Source organism: Pauljensenia sp. 20925_1_34 (assembly GCF_041432775.1).
Lineage (GTDB): Bacteria > Actinomycetota > Actinomycetes > Actinomycetales > Actinomycetaceae > Pauljensenia.
The window spans coordinates 17,042-41,845 of the sequence record NZ_JAPWAG010000020.1 but is presented as its reverse complement, the minus strand read 5'-3'; the positions used below and the strand labels follow the sequence as shown (position 1 = coordinate 41,845).

The window sequence follows — 24,804 nt, the reverse complement described above, 5'->3', positions numbered from 1 at the left end:
CTTTTTGGCTTTCTGGTGCGGGAAAGTCGGTGTTTTAGTTGGTTGGGACCAACTATGAGGATGGACAAATCGTGTTGCTGGAAGGGTGGCTTTTCGGCTTTGTTGCGCGGGAAAGTCGGTGTTTTAGTTGGTGCATGTGGTCGTGCTGTCGTGTGTGCGCCGTTTGTGCACGTTGATCCATGATTCTGTGCGTGGGTCCGCAGATATGCATGCGGGTTGATGCGTCCCGGGCACCATGAAGAGCGTGTTGGACCGACGACCGAACATAGGAATTCGATCCACGCGCCTCGCAACCCAAAACTCGCACGTAATTCGGGTGCCCGAACTTTCTGCGACACCCCCAAAACGTTGCAATTCCAACGATGCGATTTCAAAACTTGAAATACGTGTGGGGGAATTACGTGCGACATTTCTGAGGAACCACAGTAGCGTCCCGCATAGTGGTGTAGTGCTCCCTAACCGGTGTAATGCGTGCGGTGCCCTGTTGCCGCGTTTGTTCTTGTTGTCTGGGGGGAATTGCTACCATAGGGGTGCGACACGCCGGCGACACGCCGTCACGGGGGTTCTATGGTAGCAAAACCCCCCGTTGCGCGGCGGGGTTGTGCGGTGGATTGTCGGTGTTGTGCTCAACGTGCAGTCCACCTCGGCCGGATGCGTCCAAAAAGGGGTGTTTGGGGCGAAGTGGACGACGTTTTGAGCGTAGGTTCGCGATGCTGGGGGCGTGCCGTCGGGCCTCGTCAGTGTGGTCGGCTTCGTCAGTGTGGTCGGCCTGGTTGGCGTCGTCGGTCCTAGCGGTGGCTGGGCCAGGGGGCGAATCGATGCAGGGTGCAAAAAGGCGGGACCCCGCAGGGTCCCGCCTCAAATGACGCCATTTCCCCCGTGGGGAGGTGCTGAGATCGCGGTTCGAGGTGGTGTTGCCGCCAAACTGCAGACCCATTGGGTGAAAACAGTTAAAAATAGGCCGTTTTGGCGCAATGGGTCTGCACTTTGGCGGATTTGGTATCAATCGTGGTGTGTTGTTCGCACGTGAACCCGATGTTGCGAGCCTAAACCCGCAATATCGCATGCAAACCCGCAATTTAGCGCGTGGGTGGGGCTGTCCAGGCTCGTATTAGCAGGTCAACGTGCGTAATAGAGGGTCCGCACGTGGATGTTGGGGTGCCCTGGTGATACTTCGTGAGCTGCCAGACCGCGGTTTGGAGTGGTTCCCCAGCAATGTCGCACGTAATTCCCATGCCTGTATTTTAGGGTTTGAAATTCGATCGTTGGAATTGCAACGTTTGTGGCCTATCTCGAAAAATGACCGCGTTAAATTACGTGCGACTTTTGGAGGGGTGGTTACCTCCGTCACTTTCGGGCCCCTCTGTCAGGCCCCGCCCCTTCACTGGCTGCCCCTTCATAGGCTCTGCTCCTCTGCACCTCCAGGGATGCAGCAGAGGCGGGACCCCGAAGGGTCCCGCCTCTCGTTGCGTGCGGTGGCCGCACAGTCAGCGCCCGAGCCTCAGCTCAGAAACAACGGCCGCGGACGCGTCAACGCGAACGCTCAGTTCTTCCACCAGCCCTTGACGGTGTCGACCGCGTGGGTGCCCAGGTCGGTCAGCGCAGAGTGGGCGTTGACCAGGCCGGAGGACAGGCGGGCGGCCTGGAAACGAGAGGCGACGTTCTCCCAGTTCACCAGGTTCCACCAGGCCTTGACGTAGTCGGCCTTGACGTTGAGGTAATCCAGGTAGAAGGCGTGCTCCCACATGTCGATCATGAGCAGCGGCACGGTCGCGACGGGGATGTTGCCCTGCTGGTCGGTCATCTGGTAGGTCACGAGGCGCTTGCCGACGGTGTCCCACGCGAGGACGGCCCAGCCGGAGCCCTGCAGGCCCAGCGCGGCGGCGGCGAACTGAGCCTGGAAGGACTCAAACGAGCCGAAGAACTCGTCGATCGCGGCGCCGAGCTCACCCTCGGGGCGCGAGGCGCCCTCGCCGGTCATGTTGGTCCAGAAGATCGAGTGGTTGGTGTGGCCACCCAGGTTGAAGGCCAGGTTCTTCTCCCACAGGTTGATCGCGGCGAAGTCGCCGGACTCGCGGGCGGCGGCCAGCTTCTCGAGGGCGGCGTTCGCGCCGGCCACGTAGTTGGCGTGGTGCTTGTCGTGGTGCAGCTCCATGATGCGGCCGGAGATGTGGGGCTCGAGGGCGGCGTAATCGTAGGGAAGTTCGGGCAGGGTGTAGACGGTCATGATGCTCCTCCTGGGCGTCTTCGTCGTTTTGTTGCTACCCCCAAGGGTAGTACTTAAGTCCCGACTTGCGTAGGGGTTTCATGTCACCTTTCGCGGATTGCGATCAACGACGAGGCCGGGGCTAGTCCGCTTGAACCCGCCCCGGCCTCGTGACAAGAGAAGAAAATCAGGCCCTTCCGCGCGCCTTGCGTACGAGCGCCGAGGCGCCCACGACGATCCACGCGACGACGGCACCGAGAATGACACCGAAGACGCCGGACAGGAGAGTCTCGACCAGCCAGGTGACGAAGCCGCCCGCTGCGGACACCGCGTGCTCGGCGGTCTCGAGGATGTGGTGGAAGACGGGGACGCCGACCTCGGCGAGGTTTTCGATGACCAGGTGGCCGCCCACCCACAGCATCGCGACCGTGCCGACGACGCCGATGACGTTGAAGATGTGGGGCATGATGCGCACGATCGTGCGGCCCATGTTGTCCACGGGGCCGGGGCGGTTGTCCTCGGGCTTGACGGCACCCTTGGCCAGGTGGAGGCCGAAATCGTCCGCCTTCACGAGCAGAGCGACGAGGCCGTACACGAAGAACGTCATGAAGAACGCGACCCCGATGAGGACGGCGACGCGCATGACGCCGGTCTCGTTGGACAGGCCCGCCATCGACACGAGCATGATTTCGGCGCTGAGGATCAGGTCGGTGCGGGTCGCGGAGGACACGATGGACTTCTCGAGCTCCTCGGCGGAGGCAGCGCCGCCCTCCTCGTGCCCCTCGTGGTGGCCGGGCAGCCAGCCGAGTTTCTCGAGGACCTTCTCCCCGCCCTCGAAGCACAGGTACGCGCCGCCCACGACTAGCAGGAACGGCAGGACTCGCGGCGCGAACCAGGTGAGCAGCAGCGCGATCGGCAGGATGATGAACAGCTTATTAATAAGGGAGCCGCGCGCGATCTTGCCGATGATGGGTAGCTCGCGTTCGGGGCTCAGGCCCGACACGTACTGAGGAGTCACTGCCGTGTCGTCGATGACGACGCCGACCGCCTTCGACGAGGCCTTGACGGCGTTGGCCGCAACATCGTCGATGGATGAGGCCGTGACCTTCGCGAGGGTCGCGATATCGTCGAGTAGGGCGACAAGTCCTCCGGACATGGGTTTTCCTCCTATGGGCCTCGCATGGGGGCCTCGTGTCGTTACGCGCATTGTACGTGCGGGGATAGTCTAGAGTCATGACGACTTCCGCACCCGTTCCTGCCCTCGATCGTGACCTCATCGCGCGCCTGCGCTTCGACGTTATCGCGGCAAGCTGGACCACTGACACCCTTGAGACGCTGCTCAGTGACGGCGCCCTGTCCGCCCTCATGCGCGACTCGCGCCTGCCCGCCCTCGTCGAGCTCGCGGGCGTCACCGACCCGGCGGCTACCCTCACGCGCTTCTTCGTCCTCGGCCAGCCAGAGCGCGCCTCGGCCCTGGATGCGGCCCTGCCGACGCTGGGCGCCGCGGGTCTGGAAACCCTTGGTCTCGCGGCCACTATCGACGAGGCCGAGGCCACTTCCGCTCTCGTCGTCACCCGCGGGTGCGGCAAGTTTGCGCCCAAGCGTGAGGATGCGCAGGCGGGCGAGGGGGCCTCGTCCCCGAAGACGCCGACCCTGCCGACGATGCACGACCCTGACGAGGAGGCGCCCGAGCTCGAGGTGGAGTCGGACCCGTGGATGAGCGCCCTGTACGACCTGCGCCCCCACGCGGCGACCCTGCCCGGCGGGGACCGCGACTGGTGGGTGACCTCGGACCCGGGGGAGATGCGCACCGGCAAGCCCCTGGCGGACGATCACGTGATGGGCGTCGGCGGGGCGACGCGGACGCTGCTGGGCATGACCGTGCGCGAGTCTGTTGACTCCGCGCTCGACCTGGGGTGCGGCTGCGGCATCCAGGCCCTGTACCTGGCCACGCACGCGCGCCGCGTCGTCGCCACCGACCTCTCGGCGCGGGCGTGCGCGCTCACGCAGTTCAACGCGGCCCTCAACGAGGCCGTCATCGATGTCCGCGAGGGCTCCCTTTTTGAGCCGGTCGTGGGCGAGACCTTCGATCTGATCGTGTCCAACCCGCCGTTCGTTATCACGCCGGACACTGTGCGAGGCGCGGCCGGCCTGCTCGAGTATCGCGACGGCGGCATGGACCGCGACAACCTGGTCCGCGCGGTCCTGCGCGGTGCGCCCGCGTGCCTGGCCGAGGGGGGCACCTTGCAGATGCTCGCGAACTGGGAGATTCCCGCGAGTCGCAACCCGGATACGCAGTGGTTCGAGCGCGTCGACGCGTGGCTTAAAGACCTGCCCGTGGACGCGTGGGTCGTTCAGCGCGACGTCCTCGATCCCGCGCGCTACGTGGACATGTGGATCCGCGACTCGGGTGGCCAGCTCATGGCCCGCGCCGACTACGAGCGCGCGTTCACCTCGTGGCTGGTGGATTTCCGTCGCGCGGGCACGGGCGCGATCGGTATGGGTTTCGTGGCGCTTCGCAGGCTCGACGAGGCCGAGGCCGCCTCGGGTGGGGTGCGTGCGTTTGATCTGTCCCTCGATGGGCACGCCCCGCGCGGGTGTGACGTCGCGTGGGCGCTGGCCTCCCTGCGCGCCCCGGAGTTGTGGGAGGTGGCGCTGACGCGGGCCTCGGATGTGCGCGAGGAGCGCCACTACGTGCCGGGTAGTCCCGACCCGGAGCTGCTGATCCTGCATCAGGGTGGGGGATTGGGCAGGTCGGTGCCGGTCTCGTCGGCCGTGTCTGCGGTCGTGGGAGCCTCTGACGGGGAGTTGACGGTCGGGCAGATCGTGGCGGCCGTCGCGATGCTCACGTCGGTTGAGGTTGATGATGTGCGCGCCGAGGTTGAGGCGCCCCTGCGCGACCTGATCCGCTGGGGGTTCCTGACGTTCTGAGCGTCTTGCCTGTATGCGGGGTGCCGCGGCCGTGATCGGTCGCGGCACCCCGCATTATAGTCGCGATTTTTCGTTGCTATTCCGGGCTTTTGGCGAGTGTGGGGGCGGGTGCGAGTCGGGATGACTCCAGATGTGGGACCCCTGTGTTAGCCTGGCGCCACGATTCAGCGAAGGAGCGACATGGACTACGAGTTCGCATACCGCTACGCGGCGGCCTCGCGCCTGGACGAGGGCGGTGGCCTCGAGCTGGCGACCTCGGGAGGCTCGACCCCCGAGGGGGAGGCTGCACATCCCTTTTTCTTTTCGGGCTTCATGGAGCGCCCCGACGTGGTGGCCGCGGGGCTGCTCGCTGTCGCGCGCGTGGCCCGCACCCGCTTCTACGTGCCGCCCGGCATGGTTCCCACCCCCGGTGGGGGATTGACGCGGATCGGGATGCTCGACCCGGTTGTGACCAGCACGGCGGAGGGCCTGCGTTTTGAGTCCTTCAGCGTGTGCTGCGGCGTGTACGCCCGGCTCGACGTGCAGGCCTCGGCCCTGGACGCCACCCACCGCGCGGTCGGCGTGACCAATGTGGACGTCAACCAGCCGCTGCGCGCCGCCCTGGCCTCCCTGCACGCCGGGGAGCCCCTGCACCTGGATGTGGGGTCGGAGGGCCTGACAGCCACGACCCTGGATGGGGAGGTGACCGAGGAGCGGGTTCCCCTGTCCCTGCGCTGGCTCAAGGGATTCGCGGAGACCCAGATGCTCTCCTCGGCGATGATGCCCCTCCACGTGTTGAATACTGCGCAGGCGCGCGCCTTCGTTCGAGGCCTGCCCAGGTCCAGCGCGACGGGCACGGTCATGTGGGCGGGTCGGGCTGTGCGCGGGCTGCGCTTGGGAACCAGGGCCGCGCCGGGGGCGGCGTGCGTGGCGGGGCCGGAGCGCCTGCGCGTGTTCGAGCCGCTCCTGCACCACATCAGCAGTCTTGAGGCCTACGGTCCTGACGTGGACGCGGGCAGCGAGCCGGTCGCCTCCCTGTGGGTTGCCCGCATGCCCGGCGCGCGCCTCTCCATTGGGCTCAGCCCCGCCAAGTCGCGCGGATTCTCGGGGGAGGGCGCGGTCCTGGCCTCCCTGGGGGATCCGCGCGTCGAGGAGGACGCCGACATGCTCTCCGCCCTGCTGTCTTTCGAGCCGCGCATCGACACTGAGCTCATGGCCGCTCGCGCAGGCCTGGCCCCGGATCGGGTTGCCGGGGGCCTGGCGCTCCTGGCCTCAAGCGGGCAGGTTGGCTTCGACGTCACCGAGGGGGCCTACTTCCATCGGCCACTGCCCGTGCGTCCCGACGCGCTCACCGCCATGCATCCGCGCCTGGCCGGGGCACGCGCGCTCATTGAGCGCGGCGCGGTTACACGGGAGGAGGGCGCGCGATTCCGCGTGTCCTCGGGCGCGAACCGCTACCGGGTGGAGGCGCCCGCCGACCCTTACGCCATCGGCGAGTACCGCTGCACCTGCCCGTGGTGGATGAAACACAGGGGAGGGCGAGGCCCCTGCAAGCACGTCCTCGCCGTCTCCACTCTGATCAAGGAGGATCAATGAGTCAGACATCGGATAAGAGCTGGCGTCCCGAGACCCTGGAGGAATGCGCTGACTTTTGGAGGCTGCACCTGTGGATCACAGATCACCCAGGCGAGTGGACGCTCGACCAGGTCTACGCGCGCATGCTCGAGCTCAACGAGGGGCCGCCCACGCTCTATGACCTGGACGTCAGCTCCAGGGTCACCGGTGCCTGGCTCAAGGGGATCGGCTTCTTGCGTCTGGCTGAACTGCGCGGCGACCTGGCCCTCGACCATGACGAGCGGTACCTAACGGCGCTGATCGCTCTCGAACCCGGGCTGCAGCTGCCCCTTATGCGCGCCGATAGGGAGCTGCGCGAGGAGCTGGTGTGGGGGATGCTGCGTCAGGAGGGCAACCGCGGCGTGTCGCTGTCTGCCTCCGACCGTTCTGCCACCATGGGTTCGGAGCGGACGCCCGGCTGGTCGCGAACGCTCGCCGCCAGCATCGACGAGGGCCTCATCGAGCGTGACCGCCTGCTCGACGCCCTCCTCGACATGCTCGCCGCAGACCTACCGTCGGGGCGCGCCGGTTGGTATTCGCGCACACTGCGAATGCTGTCCATGACCCTCGACGAGGCCGAGGCGCGCCAGGGGGCCCTGTGCGCCCTCATGTCCGCGCCCGTCGGGGCGACCGTCACCCTGGCGGTCGGGCAGCTGAGCGCCCTAGCGCGCGCCGGGCGACTCGACCTGGAGCTCTTCGCACGCAGCTGCGAGGGCGCGCTCATGGGGTCCAAGGCCAACGCCCTGCGCGTGCTCGGGGTCCTGCGTGATGGCCTCGGCGCCGTGGAGGGCACCGACCTCGAACCCCTGCTCGGCGTCGCCCTCTCCTTCCCGCATGCGCAGGTGCAGGCTCTGGCCATCGACTTGGCGAGTGACGCGCTGCGATCGGGCCTCCTCGACTCCGCAGTGGTCGGCCGCCTCCTGTCGGACGCGGAGTTGGACCCGCTCGTCGTTGCCACGCTCGACCTCCTCGACCCCGGGCACGCGGCGACCGACCAGGCCGACCCCGGCCTCGTCCCCGAGGATGACCCGGGCGAGCAGGCTCCCGCCGCCTTCCTGCCGCCGCCCCGGGAGGTGGCCGACCTGGTTCCCATGAGCGCCGACGACGTGAGCGGGAGGGTCGGCGTCCTGGCCCAGGGCGCGCAGATGGGGCTCGAATACGAGGCGCTGCTCGCGTTCCTGGCATCCCCCGAGTTCGACCCGAGTGCGCTGGAATCGTTGCGCCCGCTCGTGCGGCGCCTGACCACGCGCAGATTCGGGTACGAGCGCATGCTCGGAACTCTCCTGCAGATAGCCCTCGATGGGGGAGGGGAGGGTGCTGAGAGCCCGCTGGCCGCTGGCACCGCCTGGTTGGAATCGGAAAATATGCCGACCCTTATGCGAGAGCGCATCATCGAAGTTGCGGGCCTGGTCGAGCGTGGACGGCGCTACCACCTCCTGGCCACGCCCACCGACGACCGGGGAGCCGTGAATCCCCTGACGCTCGTGCGCCGTGCCCTGGACAACGGGGACGCCGCGCCTCTTCCCGCAGACCTCACCCAGGCGCTGCTGCGCGTAGACACCGAGCATCCGGACTGCGCGGCCGCGCTTGCGCTTGTGGAGGAGCGGGAAGCGGAGCTGCCCGCCGCGGCTCGCATCCGTCTCGCGCTCACGGGCGCGGTGCGCAGACGGGCCGAGGGTTACCTGTCCTCCCTCTCCGTGACGTGGGAAGGGCGCCCCGCCTATGAGTCGCGCAGCGGGAAGCCCAAGGTCGCGCGCGACGGATCGCCGGTCTATGCCTTCTATGTCCCGCGCGTCGTCGGCGCAGATACGGGCGCGACAGGCCCTGAGCTGAGCGCGCTCGCGGATATTGCGAGCGCCTCGGGTGATTTTACTGCCCACCGATATCTCTACCCCGCGTCGGTGCGTCACTTCGCCGTCTGCCTGATCGCCTCGCAGTGGTATGTGCTTGACAGTACGCAGCTGACCGCTGACTGCTATCGGGCCCTGTGTGAGCACGGCGGGCGCTGGGATTCACTGTCCGCCCAGCTCCTCGGCCAGGCGATGGGCGAACGCGACGTCGAGTCGCGCGCCCTCGGCGTCGAAACCCTTGCCGCCCTGGTGGCGCGCGGTGACCTCGCCTTCGACGAGGCCGTGGCCGCTTTCGCGGCCGTGGCACACACCGTGAAACTGAACCGGTGGGCGCAGGCCTTCGAGGATCTGGGGGATGTGGATCCGCGCCTCGCGCTGGACCTGGCGCTCGCTTTGCTTCCCGGGCTCGAGCGCGGACGCGTGGGCATCGGGCAGCTGATGGGCGTCGTCACCGCGCAGTACGCGCGGGCACAGGCCGAGGGGTGGGCGCCGCCGCTCGGTGAGGAGTGTATCGGCTGGCTTGGTCTTTTCCGAGGCTCCTCACAGGCGGCCAAGTACGCGCGCACACTGAAGGAGATGGGTCAATGAGTTCGCCGATGACGCTCCCCGCCCGCAAGGCGGCCCTCAAGCGCCTCCTCGCCTCCGGGCAGACCTCCATCGACGCCTACGAGCGGGTGTTGGAGGGGGCCTCGGAGAAGGACCGGCGCTCCCTGTTCAAGTCCGTGCCCTTCGCGCGCCTCGTCCCGCCAGCCGTCGAGTGGGAGTGGGACGCGGTCCCAGAGGACACGGTGCGCATGTGCGCGTTCCTGCGCGCCGCCCTGGCCGGGAGCGATGACGCCGGCGACGACTACGGTGCCCGGTGGTCGGGCCGCCGCGGCGGTGACCCGCGCGAGGGAGCGGACCTGGAACGGCTGCTCGCCGCCCACAGGCGCGGCGCGGCTGGGCGCAGCAGTGAGTGGCTCGAGGAGGCCGCCGGGAGCCCCGGCGGCGTTGGCTTCTGGCACACCTACCGCTCCCTCCTGGCCGAGCGTGGAGCGTACCTGGCCTCCGCGCCCTCCCTGGAGTACTTCGCGCGCAGGATCATTCCCGCGCCCCACCCCACCTCGGATGAGACGCGACTCTTCTTCGAGGAGAACCCGACCTTCCTCGACCACGAGTTCTGGCAGCTCTTCCGCGTCGAAGGAGCCCTGCCTGGCTCAGCCCTCTTTGTATGGATGTACCGCGAGGACCCCTCCGCCCCAGGCGGCGACTTCGAGCGCCTACACAGCCAGGACCTCATCTGCTACATGGCGATGCACCTCCCGCATCTGCGGCCCCGCATCCTCTCCGAGTGTCTGGCAGCCCAGCGGCGCGACTTCTCCGCGTACAATGCCCGTGCCTTCTCGCTGGCCTGGGAGGCGCTCGAACCCACGCGCGAGGAAAAGCTCGCGGCGGCCTCGGACCTCATCGCCCTGCTCGGTGCTCTGCCTTCGCAGACGGTCACCCTGGCCCACAAAGCCCTCCTCGGCCTCGTCGGGGAGCTCGCGGTGGAGCAGGTGGACGCGCTCGTGCAGGTCAGCGCCCAGGTCCTCGCCCGCTCCGAGAAGAAGCTGCTGCGCGCGCACCTGCGCCTGCTCGCCGCCCTCGTCAAGGCCCACCCCGAGTGCGCCCCCGCCGTCAGTGACGTGGTTGCTGAGGCTGAGTTCCCCCTCGACCTGCGCGACCGGGCCGCCGCGCTCGTCGTAGCTCCCGACGCTTCCGATGACTGCGCGGACGAGGCCGGGGCTGGGCCCGCGGGTACGGCCGCCCCCGGTGCGAGCGCCCAGGGAAGCGAAACCGGGGTGGGGGCCCAGGCCTCGTGGACGTTCCCGGACGCCCCCGCCGCCGACTTGCCGCGCGCCGAATGGGTTGCCGAGCTGCCCGACGATAACGACGCGGTCGTCGCGGCGCTGCACGCCCTCTTCGAGGATGCGGCCGCGGGTGCCGCCCTGCCCGCGCTCCTGACGCGCATCAGCGGTGGGGGCATCGAGCTGGCGGAGGCCGACAAGGCGCTGCTCGCCAAATACTGGCGGAGCGCCCCCAACTGGAAGGGCGCCAACCAGCTGTCCTACCTGGCCTCGCGCCTCCTGCACGATGTGGAGGTCAAGGACGCGCCCGAGGCGGGGCACTTCCGCGGCTACCGGCGCAAGGGCAGCGAGTGGGACCAGCACAGAGGCCCGGTCCGTCTCCTGCACGAGCAGCTGCGTGTTGCATTGGGGGACAAGCCCTACGACAAGCCGAACGGTCAGGACGCGTACCGCTTCGACCCGATCCTGACCGAGCCGCTCGAACCCATGGATGTGCAGTGGGAGCGGCAGATCATCCGTGCCCCCTACCAGAAGCCGGTTCGCGTCGTGCGCGGCGATTACGACAAGACCGACGATATGCACGAGACGTGGGTCATCCCCGGTCAAATCCTGGCAACCGGCGAGGACTCGCTGGCGGGTGCCCTCGCCAACGTCGCCGGGGTTGCCCCCGAGTTCACCGGGCGTCTCCTGGAATCCGGGGACTATCGCGCGAGCGGTGTCGCCTACGCGTGGGCTGCCTGGGCCCTCCAGCACAACCCGGACATTCTGGCCGCCCACGCAATGCCTGTCCTGCAGGGGGCTTTTGTCAAGTTCCCGCAGGTGATTGCGCCCTTCGAGGTGATCGTGCGCGCGCTGGGGGAGGGGTGGCGGGCGCCGGGTGCGCCCACCTACTCGGCCCTGGCGTGGGCGTCCACCGCCGCGCAGGCACCCTACCGGGCGATCACCGCCGAGGCTATCGCGAGCCTCGCCGACACCGGCCGATACGACCCGGCGGCCATGGCTGATGAGTTCGGTTACCTGCTGCGCAACGGGTGGTTCGGTCCCGGGCGGGTTGCCCAGACGCTCACCGACTGTGCGTCCGTCTCTGCCCTGGCAGGCTACCGCGTCGCGCAGACCATTGCGGCGTTGCTGCCCTCCCTGTCGGGGGTGCGGGCCTCCAACAGTTTGGTCGAGGCCCTGGTGGCGCTCGCGGGCGACTACGGCATGGGTGTGCCCGTGCCCGAGGCGCTGCGCCCCAAGATGAAAGGATCAAGCGCCCTTGCTCAGGCGCTGCGGGCGCTCGACGCTCTGCCGGACGCTCCGACGGGTCTCGCCCGCGAGGCGGCAGAGGCGCTCGGCGCGGTCCGAGCACAGCGGGGGTAGATGAGCGACGGGTGCCTCAGGTGCGTAGGTTGCTACTGGCCGTAGTGGAAGCGGCAGGAGATGATCCAGAGGGCTTTGCCGTCGTCGCTGATCTGGTAGATCAGGCGGTGCCGTGAGTCGATCCGGCGCGACCAGTACCCCGAGAACTCGTAGCGGAGGGGTTCAGGCTTGCCGATCCCATCGTTCCCGTTGCGCTGAATGTCCTTGATGAGGGCGTTGATGCGCTTGAGGGTCTTGCGATCCTCGAACTGCCACCAGACGTAGTCGTTCCAGGCTTCCTCGTCCCACGTGATGTGCATGGTCAGTCCTCGTCGAGCTCAATGAGGTCGTGGACGACGCCCTCACCTGCGCGGTGACGCGCGATCGATTCGCGCAGGTGGCGGGCGTTCGCGGGGGACTGCATGAGGTAGACGGTCTCCATGAGGGACTCGTACTCGTCGAGCGCCATGATGACGACGCTCTCGTGCCCCTGTCGGGTGATGACGATTTCCTCGCGGTCGTTGACGACCTGGTCGAGGACCTCGGCGTAGCGTGCGCGCGACTCGGTGTAGGTCATGATCTTCATGGGTGCTCCTCTGCTCGCCTATGTACAGAACATTGTACAGGAGATGAGAGTGTGTGTCTCCAGCCGGATGGCGATGCGCGGGGGACAGTGACTCCGTGCGATGGCCGCTGCCTGTCACGGCTTGATGTACGTGGCCCCGTCCTTCGTCCACTCGCGGATTGCGGGGATGGCGGCGGGCACTTGACCCAGCCACTCGGGCAGCGTGCCCTCGACGAACTCGTGGTTGGCCAGTGACCTGGAACAGGCGAAGAAGTCCACGCCAGCGTCGGCCGCCGCCTCCATCTGAGCAGTCCAGTCGTTCGCGCCCTGGAGCGCGTAGACCCCAGTGCCGTTCACGATGACGGTGATCCCGTGAGCCAAGCCGAGTTGTGTGAGATTGCCGAGGTTCGACAGCGCCGCGGGCCAGCGGGCGACATCTGAAACGTGGAGGATATAGTCGTAGCTCATAGTGCTCTCTTCAGTGGGAATGACGTGGCGCGAGTGGAGTCCCCGTCGGGGTACAGGGGAAGGGTATCACGCGGCGATGGGACGGCCGCTAGTGGCCGCGGTGGCGAGCTTTCGCTTTCAGGCGGGCGAGCCGTCGTTTCTCTTCAGCTTTCTTTCGTTTCTCTTGCCTGGTCGTGGAAGCTCGTTCTTGTGCCGCGCGTTCGCGTTCCGCTTGAATCGCTGCCTGTGACGCAGTGGAAGGAAGCGCGCGGCGAGCGAGGCGAGACGCTTGGCGCTGTGTGCGCTTAGGGTTGTGGTGTGTCGTCTGGCGTTGGGCCATATCGGGCGTCCAAGCGGCCTCGTCGAGGCGGCACAGGAGAGTGTTAGCGTGAGCGAGAAGGAACTCGTAGAACTCCGCGTCTGAGGGCTGCGCGCCGAACACGATTCTAACGGCGCGAACACGGTCGGTCTCGTGGCGCTCAATGACACCGACCCAGAACTGACCATCGAAATATAGTGTGGACTCCGTCTTCATTACTCGTCTCCAGGTACACCAAGGTGGACCCGATGACGCTGGATTCTGCTCGGGGCAGCGACGGATGCGAGGCATCGCCCAGACTTCCTACTGGACTGTGCGGTTCGCGTATCAGGACTGACGACTCATTATACGTCCCGTGTTCCAGGGTGTTGCTACTGGATGATCGGATTGCCGCCGATGGCCAAGGCCCTGCGCGCACTCGACGCTCTGCCGGATGCTCCGACGGGCCTCGCGCGCGAAGCGGGGGCTGCCCTCAGCGCTATCGTCTCTCGTCGAGCCGATGGAGGCGGCCCCACCAGCGGGTGATCAGCCACTCGTCGTGCGTTGAGATAACCAGGGTTCCCTCCCACTCGCGCATTGTCTCTTCGAGGGACTCCAGGGCGTTCAGGTCCAGGTAGTTCGTGGGCTCGTCGATCACGAGGATCTGAGCGTCGGCCCGCGCCGCGAACGCCAGCTGTGCCCTGCGTTGGTTTCCCGCGGAGAGCTCACCGAGCGGCCGGTTCCACGCCGCTGGGGGAACGAATCCCTTCCCGGCCTCTCCGATGCCCAGGTGCCACGCATTCTCGGGGATGAGGGGGTCGCCGGGCCGCGGGAGCACCTGGGGCACGAGTACGACCCCGGAGGTGGCGTCGATGCATCCTTGCGCCCCGCTGGGCGCCCCGCGTGCGATCCACTCCAGCAGGGTGGTCTTGCCCGACCCGTTGGGCCCCGCGACGAGGAGGTGCTCGCCGTAGCGCACCTCGAAGGAGGTCGGCGCGAGGCGTCCCTCCACCGACGCGCCGCGGACGGCCAGGGCGATACCCATTGCGTGTGGGTGCGGTGACGTCCCGCCCGTGGTGGTCCTCATGGCGCGAGGGAAAGAGAACCCGCCCTGGTCATAGCGGGGCTTGGGGACTTCGTGTGCCGCGAGAACCGACAGCCTCCGGGAATCGTCGTTGATGCGCCTCGTCGACACAGTTTGGGCGCGGTCGGCGTAGTACTTCTGCGCCATCCTCGTCTCGGTGCGGGGTTTGAAGCGCGCATGCCCCACCACCGTTGAATCCCGCTGGTGAGATATGAGTCGGCGTTTCTCGGCCTGCTGATCCGCATGGATCGCGGTGTGCCGCGAGCGTGCGGCGGCCTTGTTGCGCAGGTAGTCCGAGTAGGATCCTCCTACCCTGTACGCCCCGAAGTCCGCGGGCTCTCCCTTGGAGATTGCCACCGCACGCCACGGTGTCGGATCCAGGTCGAGCAGCGCCGTCGCCGTGCGCTCAATGAATGCCCGGTCGTGGCTGGTCATGAGCACCGGCCCCTGCCAGTCGTCGATTGTGTGTGCCAGGTGCTCGCGCCCGTCAGTGTCCAGGTGGTTCGTCGGCTCGTCCAGGACGAGGGCCTCCGGTCGATCGATGAGGGTGAGGGCCAGGCGCAGGCGGGCACGCTGCCCCGGGGAGAGGGTGGCGAGGGGGCGGGAGCGGTCGAGGCCTCTTAGGTCGAGAGCCTCAAGGGTCTGTTCGAGGCGCGTGTCGATGGTCCACGCGTCCCGCGTGATCATCGCCGCTAGGACGCGGTCGTATTCCGCTTCGTCGCGCGGAGAGGGGTCCCGGGCGAGGTGCTCGGTGAGGAAGTCGAAGCGCGCCGCCAGCTCTCGGGTGTACGACGTGGCGGCATCGATGAGGTCTGCGACGGTGCGGGACTCCCTGTCCCCCGCGAGTGGAGGGTGAGACGCCAGAGGGACTCCCGGTGCTGACCGTGTGGCCGCGGGCCGATGAATTGGGGGAACTAGCTGGGTCGCAGAGAGTGCCGGGCCGGAGATCGTTCCGGAGTCCGGCTGGAGTCGGCCCGCCGCGAGGGCCAGCAGCGTTGACTTGCCGATCCCGTTCGGGCCGACGACGACGAGGCGGTCGGCGGGCCCACACGTGAAGGAGACGTTAGTGAGGACGGGCAGCGTGCCGTAGGAAAAGAAGACGTGGGAAAAGACAATCGTGGACATAATGCACCTTGGGGAGGAGGGGCAGGGAGGCATTATGTCAGGAGTCCATGGGGACATTATACCGGCAAAGGCGCGCAGGTGCGGCAGTTCTGCACGGAAATGGGGGCGTCTTCCCGGGGATGTCTCACAAGACTAACGGCTTGCCGACGGACGACATGAATGCGGGAGGACACCCGGACAAAATTCTCCCCCGCGATCCCTCGTTGGGGCTCGCGGGGGAGGAACGGCGACTACTGAGAGATCCTCAGAACAGCAGCGGGAACACCGCCGAGGCCGGGGCGAGGAACGCGGCGCCACCCAGCAGAGAGTCCTTCAGGGAGAGGATGAAGTAGGTGAGCACGAGTAAGACAACGATAAGAAAGCCCGAGAAGATCAGGTTGTTGCGCTGGCGCTTGTACTGCTCGGGCGTCAGGTCTTCCTTCTTGCGGATGAGCGGGACCTCGCCGTGGACAGAACCGGTGTTCCCACCGGGCTTGTGGCCGTCGTTGTAGACAGGCTTGTTCTGGTCGGACATTACGGCCTCCTACAAGGGTGCGTGTTGCTACTGGACGATTGGCTTGCCGCCGATGGACAGGGGTGCGCGGGTGCGGGCCTGCATGTCGAGCTCACGCTCCCACGCCGAGGCGTCCTGCCACCTCGCGTACGACAGCAGGTGCAGGTCGCCCTCGGTCGCGAGCGCGTCGAGCAGGAGGAAGCGAGGGGCGACGGAAGGAGCGCCCCACGGGATCGCTGTCCACAGGCCGTTGGCGCCGATCAGGAACTCCCCGCGGTTACGCTCGTGCAGGTCGTTCTCTGCCTCCTGCTCCACACCTTCGGCGGCCCACAGCCAGCGGGTGAGGCGGAAGGCATCCCAGGCCTCGTTCCATGAAGAGTAGCTCAGTTGCAGCGCGCGGTTGATGAGAGCGAGGGTGTCCCAGGCCTCCTCGTCCGTCAGGTACCCGAGGGCCGCGCCGGAGCGCGTCAGCATGGCCGCGCGGATGAAGTCCCACGCGCCAAAGTCCACGTCGTTGATGCTGCGGTCGTTATTGAGGAAGCGGTGGATACGCCAGCGTTCCTCCCACGCGTCCGTCTGCTTGTCGGCAATCTCGTCGAGGCGCGCCAGGCGGTTTTTCACCCACGATGGATTGTTGCACTGCTCGCGCGTGCGCCCGAAGTCCTTGCGGTGTCCCTCCCGGAGGAGCCAATAGAGTTGGTGGAGCAGGTCGGATCGGCTCGTGATGCCCCAGTCGCGCGCGAGCATGTCCTTGGTCGAGCCGGGCTCGGTGACTGCGAGCGCGTCGACCGGGTTGCCGTGGCACAGGGCGTAGGGGAAGGACGGGGCGAGCAGCCGCGCGCGGGCGTCGGTCGCCAGGGCCTTGCGCGAGCCTCGTAGCTTCGGTGTGTGATGCTCGTTGAGCTTGTTCCAGTCCTTTTCCTTGCCGGCCTTGCGCACATCGCGCGGCGCGGGAACGGCGCCTTTCGAGCGGGCGATCGCCTGCTTGACGTAGTAATTCAGCAAAAACACGATGACGCACCCGATGGCGAACCATACGGGGAAGGGAATGTCGGACACAAAATTCGCAATCACGGTCACGATTGTGCCCGATGAAACGCCGCCCACACAACCTCAAGGCGGGTGGGGTGGGGACGAGGCCAGGGCTGAGCGCGCGGACCCCGACCGGTTTCCGGGTGGTGGAGCTCGGCCGGGGCCGCAGGTGCGTCAGCGTCGAGGGACGATCCGCAGCGTCGTCTGGTCGTCGAGCTCTTGCTCCCAGCGCGAGGAGCGCTCACGCTTCTGGCGCGACAGCGTGCTCAACTGCTTCGTGGGCGCGAGCGCGTCGAGGATGAGGAAACGGGGCGCGGGGTAGGGGGCGTTCCAGGGGATCGATGTCCACAGGCCATTCTTTCCGATGAGGATCTCGCCTCGGTGGCGGTCGTGCAGGTCGTTGGTGGCCTCCTGCGCCTGTCCTTCGGCCGCCCAGAACCAGCGGGTTGTGCGGAAGGCATCCCAGGCCTCGTCCCACGAGGAGTAGCTCAGTTGCAGCGCGTGGTTGATGACCGCGAGGGTGTCGCAGGCTTCCTCTTCGCCGATCCAGCCCAGGCCGGCACCGATGCGCGTGAGCATGGCCGCACGAATGAAGTCCCACGCGGCGAAGTCGACGCTCTGGACGCGTCGGTCGTTATTGAGCAGGCGGTGGATGCGCCAGCGCTTCTCCCACGCGTAGGTGTCCTCGTCGGCCTTCTTGTCGAGGCGCGCGAGCGTCGACGATACCCAGGTGGGGTGGGCGCACTGCCTGCGCAGGTTCTCGAAGTCCTCTCTGTGCCCGCCCTTGAGCAGGGAATACAGCTGGGTGAGCAGGCCGTTGCGGTCGGAGAGCCACCAGTCGCGCTGCAGCATCTGCTTCATGGAGGTGGGGTCCGTCAGCGTGAAGGTGTTGACCGGGTTGCCCTGGCACAGGGCGTAGGGCATCGCTGGGGCGAGGAGCCTCGCGCGGACGTCGGTGGCCAGGGCCTTGCGCGAGCCCTTGATCGTCAGCTCGTGGTGCTTGTTGAGCTTCCTCCACTCCTTGGTTGTGCCGGCTTCTTGCACGTCTTTCGGAACGGGCAGGCCCTTGGCGCGCTCGATGGCGCTCGTGATGAGGACGTAGGGCAGGCACAGGAGAACCAGGAGGATCGCGAAGGCGACGGGCGGGGGTATCGCGGACAGGATGCTTTCTAACATGGTCACGATTGTGCCCGATGATCCGTGCGTCACACAAGCGGCGGCGTGGGTTTGGAGCCCGCGCGACGAGGCCGGGGCCGGGTGTGGTGGGTCGTTGCGCGTGAGGGGTCGCGACCGCCGCAAACGCCTACCTACTGGCCCGCATGGTGGGTTGTCGCGCGTGAGGGGTCGCGACAGGTGGTTGTGCCCGCCCGTTTGTGCGCAGCTGGGCCCTTGAGGTGGCAGTGTGGGCGCCCTGCCCACACCGCCACCCATAGGGTTAACGTGCGCAGTCAAGGGCCCAGGGCGCCACCCCTGAGATGAACGCACCGGCAGCAGAGCCACCCAAGGGACCCAGGCCTCGTCAATGACGACAACTCAGCCCGCCCGCTTCGGCGTGATCCCCATGAGCACCGTGTCCGGGTGGGGGTAGGTGCCGAGGTAACGCAGGAAAATGCTGCGCTCGGGGACGGGGGTCGCGATAAGCAGGTCATCGTAGAAGACGGATGCGTCGGACACGCCGATCTCGTCGAGCGATGTCAGGGGAATGCCCGAGGGGACGGCGTAGAGGGTCTCTGGAGGAGCGGGTTCCTCCCGATCGTCGTGTGTCGGGGGTGTGGAGAGAATCAGGGATCCATCCGTCGAGATGGCCGCTGTCTTCGGGAAGGAGACCCGATCGACCCCTCCCGCCTTGTTCGTGACGTGCAGACTCCTGCCATTGATGGCGGTGATGCGTGAGGGGAGGGCATTGTCGCCCGTATGCGTGCACAGGTGTGCCCAGGTGACCTCGCCCGAGATGAGGGTTGTCGCCAGTTGCTCGCTCGTCGGGGTTATGGTCTGGCCGATTTCGTCCCAACACCTAACGGTGTCGGGGCCCTTCATGCGTATGGCGTTGTCTGTCAGAGGGATGCGCGAGACCTCAGTGCCGTTCGCGGTGATTGTCACGAGGGCGGGTGCCTCGGAGTCATCGGCCATCGTCCCGCTGAACGCCCAGCCGTCGGTCACCGGGGTCAAGGTGGTGAAGTCGGCGGACACGGGTTCCGTGACACTACCGTCCAGGAGATTGAGGAAACGGTTCACGTCAGTCCCGGGAACTAAGGTGTTTTGCTTGGCCGGGACGTATCCGTTGACCATGGGGACGTTCATGGGGACGCCCGGCTTCTCGGGTTCGAAGCCACGGACGTCGGCGGCGTATCGCCATGCCTCGGTGCCGTCCTTGTTGTACCCCAGGCACATGTAATCGTAATCCTGGAACATTTTGGTCATGTCCCCCGCGTGGCACATGACGGCCACGGGCCACTGCACCGCCACGAAACTCATCTTCTCGCTTCTGTCCAGGTCCTGTCCCACGTCGAGGAGGGGCAGTCCTTTGTCGGAGATGCCGGAGACAACGGAGTCAGGGATCGGGAATTCCCACGTGGCCGTGACCTGGCCGTCAGAGACTCGGATCGTCTGTCCGTCGACGACGATCGAGTCGTCCCACGTCAGGATCGGCGCACTCGATTCGGCCAGCTCGCGGCGCCACAGGACCGAGGGCTGCGTGCCGCGCAGGTCGATGGCCACGAGCGTGGGGGGTTGGTCCTTGTCCTTGAAGATCGCGACCAGAGTGTTGTCGACCTTCGCGTGAGAGTACAACTGTCCGCTCACTCCCAGTTCCGAGGCCGTCATCTCCCAGGCGACGTCGAAACCCGAGGCGAAGTCGGGGGAGATGAACGAGGAGATGCGTGCGTTGCCCGAGTAGCCGACGGGTCGGTGGGTGAGGTGGCACACGCAGATCGCCGCCGCAGTGACGAGCGCCACGACAAGAGCGATGGCGAGGCGGCGCACGAAGGAAGGGAAGGACCTGAGTCGGGAAGCCGGTGTGTCAGCTAGCGTCATCGCATACTCCTCATCGGGTCCGGTACAGGGGTCAGGCCGACGATGCGCTCGCCGGGAGCAGGAGACAGGGCGGCTAGGCGCTTGTACCAGGGAGATGATGGTGAAGCGAGTCCGACGATGAGATCGTCGAAAACAGGAGAGGCTTCAAGCAGGCCATAGCTGCGCCAACCGTGGACGGTGGAGACTCCCAATAATGTGTCTGACAGTCGAGTTGAGGGCCGGGAGCCAGCATCGATAGCCGCCCCCACGTTAACGAGAGCTGGACCCCACACGTCGGATGAACCGGGAGGGGAATCTAACTCGACGTAGGGCACAAAAATGAGCGAGGAATCCTTGCTCACGGTGGCGGTACTCAGCAGTGCGCTCGGGTTTTTGAGACCATCGCTGAAGATTAGCTGACCCGTGGGCACGCTCGTCTCATCGTTGATGACCAGGTTGACCACCCTTTTCCTCGGCTCAACGGCCAGTGAGCTTTCCCAGGAGGCTTCGCCTGTGGCTGCGTAGCGCATCAAATCCTCGATCGTGGGCGCGGTGTCGGTGTTCGTGGCAGGTAGCGTGCGCAGGTTCGCCAGGCGATCCGATGACGGTTCGGTCATGACCATGACCTGAGGATTGGAGCCGTCGGGGCCCATAGATGCGACAAGTCCATAGTCGCCTCCGATGACCCATCCATCGGCGGCGCGTACGAGGCGTTCACGCAGCGTGTACGAGTTGGCGACTCGGCAGCTTCCGTCGATGTTGAGCCCGTAGGAGGCACAGGCCTCGTTTAAGGCCTCCAGGCCGACGCGCTCGCCGGTGTTCACGTTCAGGAATCCCGTGAGGTCACCGAGCGACTCGCCCATTGCGGGTCCCGCGTGCTCATCCATCCACGTACGCAGAGGCACCCACCCGTCGACGGGGGTTACGGACTCCGGGAAGGAGCCGGTGGAGGCGTCGAAGTCCCACACGTGGGTGGCGTTCTTATCCCAGGCCTGGCAGGGGACCGTCGCGGGGCTCGTGCAATACAGGCGGACTGGGCCGATGGCTTCCGTGCTCCTGCCGCGCATAGACGGGTGCTCGTAGGGGGAGTCGGCAACACGGATCCCCGGAGATGGCCATCCGGTTGTCGTTGTTCCGTCGGTTGGTGAGATGAGGGTATTGCCGACGAGGAGGTCCCCGTCCCACCAGTGAACGCCGGGTTCGTCGTCGACGGGGGTGCGCCAGAGTTGGCGTGGGGTGGAGTGCGTGGCGTCGTAGCCGACGGCGACGCGTTGGGTTCCCTTGTAGCCGACGATGAAGAGGTGGCCGTCGCGTGCGACGTAGTCGTCGATGCGGTCCAGGCCCGCGTCCGCCGTGTCGATTTCCCAGGCGAGGCGCACGCCGTTGATGTAGTTGGGGGATAGGTAGCCGGTGTCCTGGGCGTTGCCGTGGTAGCCGCTGGGTCCGTTCGCTGACTGGATGACCGCGAGCGCGCACAGGATCGATGTGGTGACTATCCACAGGCGTTCGCCGTAGGTAAAGGGGCAGATGATCATGTACCAGAGGCGTTTGAGCGACCCTGCCCACCTGTAGTCGTCTTCGTCTGGGAATCTCATGGTGTGATCCTATCGGGTGTTCGACGAGGCCGGGGCCGGGTTGCGTGGGTCCCGGCCTCGGCCTCGTGGATCGGTGCGCGTCCTGCGACTCAGTGCCGGCCTCGTGGGTCGGTGTCGGTCAGCGCACGTCCTGGGGGTCAGCGCACGTCCTGGGGGTCAGCCCGCCCGCTTCGGCGTGATCCCCATGAGGACCGTGTCCGGGTGGGGGTAGAAGCCCAGGAAGGAGCGCAAGCGAGTAAGCCACGAATCCGATCGCGTGGGGGATGCGATGAGCAGGTCGTCGTAGAAAGGTACTGCGTCGTGCAGGCCAACGTCCTCCAGCGAGGCCAGCTGGATCCCCGAGGGGGCGGCATACAGGTTCATCGGCGGGTTCTTGTCCGTCGAGTCCTTATCCTTCGGGGGCAGGGAGAGGATCAGAGAGCCGTCCGTTGCTGCGATTAGGCTCAACGGATAGGTGCCGTTCTCAGCCCCGCCCGCTCCATTCGTCGCCATCAGACGATGGCCATTCAACATGGAGAAACCCTCTTTGGAGTGTTGATTCCTCTGTACGCATACGGACGCCCAGGGGAACTCCCCAGAGGTGAGAGTGGATGCTGCCTGCTCGCTCGTCGGTCGCGCGACACGCCCATCTTCGTCCCAGCACTTCACAAAGTCGAGGTCCGACAGCTGCATGAGTGGATCGGCGAGGCGAGTACGCGAGACCTCGGTTCCGTCAGGGGCCAGCGTGACGAGGAGGCGCTGCCTGGGATCGTCCGTCCCTCCCTCCAGCAGCCATCCGTCCGCAACAGGCACCAGAGCATCCGCATTGTAGGTCGCGCTCTCGACGAGGACTCCGTCGGCCAGGTGGAGGAAGGCGCCGACCTGCTGATCCGCGTAGCCGAAATTCCGGGAGACGGGAACGTAGCCGTCGACCGCCGTCACGGGCAACGGGAGGCCGGGACCCTGAAGATCGTCAGGGGAGAGGTTCACCTTATATCTCCACGCTTCGGTGCCGTCCTTGTTCCATCCCAGGCACAGATAGTCGAAGTTCTGAACGGCATCAGGCTTGTCTCGCGGGTAGCAGATAACAATGACCGGCGACGTCACGCGTAAGAAGTCCCCGTCTGCGGGATTGACCTCGTTGCCCCCCACGTTGATGAAGGCCTTCTTATTAAAATCGTCGAAGTACGAGCTAATGTACGTGGGGATCGGTGTGTCCCAGGTGGCCGTGACCTCGCCGTCGGCGACGCGGATCGTCTGTCCCGCGACCACGACGGAGTCCTCCCATGCGAACATCGGCGAATCGACGTCCGGCACCTCGCGGCGCCACAGGACCGAGGGTTTCTTGCCGCTCAGGTCGAGCCCCACGAGCGTGGAGGGCTGGTCCTTCTCCCCAAAGACGGCGACGATAAAGCCGTCGACCTTCACGTAGGTCAACAGCGATCCACTCACACCCAGATCCGAGGCCGTCACCTCCCAGGCGACGTCGAAACCCGAGGCAAAGTCCGGGGAAAGCGTCGAGGAAACCCGAGCGTTGCCTGAGTATCCGACGGGCCTGTGCATGAGCCAGGAGGCACCGACGGCTAGCGCGCTAACGAGGGCGACGGCCAGTGCGATGGCGAGGCGGCGCACGAAGGAGGGGAGGGCCTCGCGCAAGGAAGTCAGCTTGTTGGGGAGGTTCATCGGACGCTCCTTGACGCTTTGTGGGTGGGGGTCAGGCCGACGATGCGCTCGCCGGGGGCTGCAGACAAGCCTGCAAGGCGCTTGTACCAGGGGGCTTGGGCCGGCGACGAGAAGCCGACGATCAGGTCGTCGAAGATGGGCGTCGCTGCAAGCATATGGAGGTTCTCCCATCCGGGGACAGCGTAGGAACTGATGGCGTACTTGTCTGAATCGGCTGCGTTGCTGGTGGCATCGGCGGCCGCATTCACGTCGACGAGAACTGGGATCCACTCGTACTTGGGGATAAAGGAGGTGGGGGCCACGTTGACGTAGGGGAGCAACACGACGGATGCATCCTTACTGAGCGCGGGGTTACCCAGCCACACACTGGGGTTGTCGGGGTCAGTTCCGTAGTACCCCATGCCCGTGTTGAACTTTGTGTGCTCGTTGATGACGAGCGCGGTGTCGTGGTCTCTCGGTGACAGGGTGATCGAGGAATCCCACGACGCCTCGCCAGTTGCGGCGAAGTGCATGAACTCTTCGATCGTGGGGGTCTGCGCGGATCCCTGATCGGGGAATCTCCGCAGGAATATGAGGCGTCTCGAGGCTTGTGCATCCAGGTGCATCACCTGCGGATTCGAGCCGTCGGGGGCGACGGTCGCGATGTATCCAACGTCGTCGCCGACGATCCACCCGTCGGAGGCACGCAGGATGAGGTGCTGCTCTTTATATTTCGCGGTGATGCGGCAATAGGGCTCGCCGGACTTGTCCAGCGAGGCGGGCCCGCACGCCTCCTCGATGGCGTCCAGGCCGACACGCTCTCCGGTTTCCAGGTTGAGGAAGCCCGTAAGCTCGTCGAGCGTATATCCCATGGCCGGGCCGGTCGACGATGGCTCCCACGCGCGTAGGGGCACCCAGCCCTCCAGCGGGGTGACGGAGTCGGGGAAGGAGCCGGTGGAGGCATCGAAGTCCCACACGTGGGTCCCGGTCTTGTCCCAGGCCTGGCAGGGAGCGGACGAGGGGGTGGGGCAGTACAGGCGAACCGGTCCGATCGGCCCCGTGCTCGGTCCCTCTCCCGAGGGATGCTGATAGGGGGAGCCCACTAGACGAACGCCCGGGGTCGGCCAATCCGAGCGCGTCGACCCGTCAGCGGTCGACACCAGGGTGTTGCCCACGAGCAGGTCATCGCCCCACCATTTCACCCCTTCCTCGTCGTCGTTGATGTCGGTGCGCCACAGCTCGCGCGGGGTGGAATAGGAGGCGTCGAAGGCGACGACGCTGCGCTGAGCCCCCTTATACCCGACCAGATAGATGTATTCGTCACTAACGCGGAAGGTGTCGATGCGGTCCAGGCCCGCGTCCGCCGCGTCGATTTCCCAGGCGAGGCGCACTCCGTTGATGTAGTTGGGGGATAGGTAGCCGGTGTCCTGGGCGTTGCCGTGGTAGCCGCTGGGTCCGTTCGCCGACTGGATGACCGCGAGGGCGCACAGGATCGACGTTGTCACCATCCACAGGCGTGAGCCGAAGGTGAAGGGGCAGATGATCTTGTACCAGAGGCGCTTCAATCCACCCGCGTACCTGTAGGCGTCTTCGTCTGGGAATCTCATGGTGTGATCCTATCGGGTGATCGACGAGGCCGGGGCCGGGTGTGGTGGGTTGTCGTGCGTGACGGCTCGCGATAGGTGGTCGTGCTCGCCCGTTTGTGCGCAGCTGTGCCCTTGAGGTGGCGGTGTGGGCGCCCTGCCCACACTGCCACCCATAGGGT

The 24,804-nt window shown here is 66.3% G+C and carries 18 protein-coding genes; 4 read left to right on the top strand and 14 right to left on the bottom strand.

What is annotated here, in order from left to right; translation table 11 throughout:
* Positions 1–1,543: 1,543 nt before the first annotated feature.
* Together O3669_RS08080 and O3669_RS08075 are read right to left on the bottom strand one after the other, a co-directional pair.
* A complete protein-coding gene (locus tag O3669_RS08080; protein WP_371524315.1) occupies positions 1,544–2,227 on the bottom strand; it encodes a superoxide dismutase in 684 nt (227 codons plus the stop codon).
* 166 nt (positions 2,228–2,393) lie between these two features.
* On the bottom strand, positions 2,394–3,362 hold the full coding sequence (locus O3669_RS08075) for a DUF808 domain-containing protein (RefSeq protein ID WP_371524314.1): 969 nt from the start codon (positions 3,360–3,362) through the stop codon (positions 2,394–2,396).
* 77 nt (positions 3,363–3,439) lie between these two features.
* On the opposite strand from O3669_RS08075, the gene O3669_RS08070 reads away from it, so the two are divergent.
* From O3669_RS08070 to O3669_RS08055, 4 genes are all read left to right on the top strand, one after another.
* The gene (locus O3669_RS08070; RefSeq protein WP_371524313.1) at positions 3,440–5,137 is read left to right on the top strand and encodes a methyltransferase; all 1,698 of its coding nucleotides are present in this window, start codon (positions 3,440–3,442) and stop codon (positions 5,135–5,137) included.
* 180 nt (positions 5,138–5,317) lie between these two features.
* Positions 5,318–6,712, top strand: coding sequence for an SWIM zinc finger family protein (locus tag O3669_RS08065; protein WP_371524312.1), 1,395 nt, complete (start codon positions 5,318–5,320; stop codon positions 6,710–6,712).
* Positions 6,709–9,168 (top strand): DUF6493 family protein, encoded by a 2,460-nt coding sequence (locus O3669_RS08060; protein ID WP_371524311.1) that lies wholly within the window; start codon positions 6,709–6,711, stop codon positions 9,166–9,168. Before O3669_RS08065 ends, O3669_RS08060 begins: the two co-directional genes overlap by 4 nt.
* A complete protein-coding gene (locus O3669_RS08055; RefSeq protein ID WP_371524310.1) occupies positions 9,165–11,768 on the top strand; it encodes a DUF6493 family protein in 2,604 nt (867 codons plus the stop codon). The genes O3669_RS08060 and O3669_RS08055 overlap by 4 nt, the downstream gene beginning before the upstream one ends.
* A gap of 32 nt (positions 11,769–11,800) precedes the next feature.
* Here O3669_RS08055 and O3669_RS08050 read toward each other — a convergent pair whose 3' ends face one another.
* The 12 genes from O3669_RS08050 to O3669_RS07995 form a co-directional block, all read right to left on the bottom strand.
* Complete coding sequence (locus tag O3669_RS08050; protein WP_371524309.1) at positions 11,801–12,067, bottom strand: Txe/YoeB family addiction module toxin; 267 nt, start codon at positions 12,065–12,067, stop codon at positions 11,801–11,803.
* A 2-nt stretch (positions 12,068–12,069) separates the two neighbouring features.
* On the bottom strand, positions 12,070–12,333 hold the full coding sequence (locus tag O3669_RS08045) for a type II toxin-antitoxin system Phd/YefM family antitoxin (protein WP_009053929.1): 264 nt from the start codon (positions 12,331–12,333) through the stop codon (positions 12,070–12,072).
* Positions 12,334–12,447: 114 nt separating this feature from the next.
* Positions 12,448–12,780, bottom strand: coding sequence for a DsrE family protein (locus O3669_RS08040; RefSeq protein ID WP_073983652.1), 333 nt, complete (start codon positions 12,778–12,780; stop codon positions 12,448–12,450).
* Positions 12,781–12,868: 88 nt separating this feature from the next.
* Positions 12,869–13,294: a YjdF family protein gene (locus tag O3669_RS08035; protein ID WP_371524308.1), complete on the bottom strand. Its 426-nt coding sequence runs from the start codon at positions 13,292–13,294 to the stop codon at positions 12,869–12,871.
* 262 nt (positions 13,295–13,556) lie between these two features.
* A complete protein-coding gene (locus O3669_RS08030) occupies positions 13,557–15,266 on the bottom strand; it encodes an ATP-binding cassette domain-containing protein (RefSeq protein WP_371524307.1) in 1,710 nt (569 codons plus the stop codon).
* 244 nt (positions 15,267–15,510) lie between these two features.
* Positions 15,511–15,780 carry a transporter gene (locus O3669_RS08025; protein WP_371524306.1) on the bottom strand — a complete coding sequence of 90 codons (270 nt, stop codon included), beginning with the start codon at positions 15,778–15,780 and terminating at the stop codon, positions 15,511–15,513.
* Positions 15,781–15,807: 27 nt separating this feature from the next.
* Positions 15,808–16,833 (bottom strand): DUF1266 domain-containing protein, encoded by a 1,026-nt coding sequence (locus O3669_RS08020; protein ID WP_371524305.1) that lies wholly within the window; start codon positions 16,831–16,833, stop codon positions 15,808–15,810.
* Positions 16,834–16,965: 132 nt separating this feature from the next.
* The gene (locus tag O3669_RS08015) at positions 16,966–17,967 is read right to left on the bottom strand and encodes a DUF1266 domain-containing protein (protein ID WP_371524304.1); all 1,002 of its coding nucleotides are present in this window, start codon (positions 17,965–17,967) and stop codon (positions 16,966–16,968) included.
* A gap of 357 nt (positions 17,968–18,324) precedes the next feature.
* Positions 18,325–19,824: a hypothetical protein gene (locus O3669_RS08010; protein ID WP_371524303.1), complete on the bottom strand. Its 1,500-nt coding sequence runs from the start codon at positions 19,822–19,824 to the stop codon at positions 18,325–18,327.
* Positions 19,821–21,398, bottom strand: coding sequence for a hypothetical protein (locus O3669_RS08005; protein ID WP_371524302.1), 1,578 nt, complete (start codon positions 21,396–21,398; stop codon positions 19,821–19,823). Before O3669_RS08005 ends, O3669_RS08010 begins: the two co-directional genes overlap by 4 nt.
* A 156-nt stretch (positions 21,399–21,554) precedes the next feature.
* The gene (locus O3669_RS08000) at positions 21,555–23,060 is read right to left on the bottom strand and encodes a hypothetical protein (protein WP_371524301.1); all 1,506 of its coding nucleotides are present in this window, start codon (positions 23,058–23,060) and stop codon (positions 21,555–21,557) included.
* Entirely contained in the window at positions 23,057–24,646 is a 1,590-nt protein-coding gene (locus O3669_RS07995; protein ID WP_371524300.1) for a hypothetical protein, read from the bottom strand. Before O3669_RS07995 ends, O3669_RS08000 begins: the two co-directional genes overlap by 4 nt.
* Positions 24,647–24,804 lie beyond the last annotated feature (158 nt).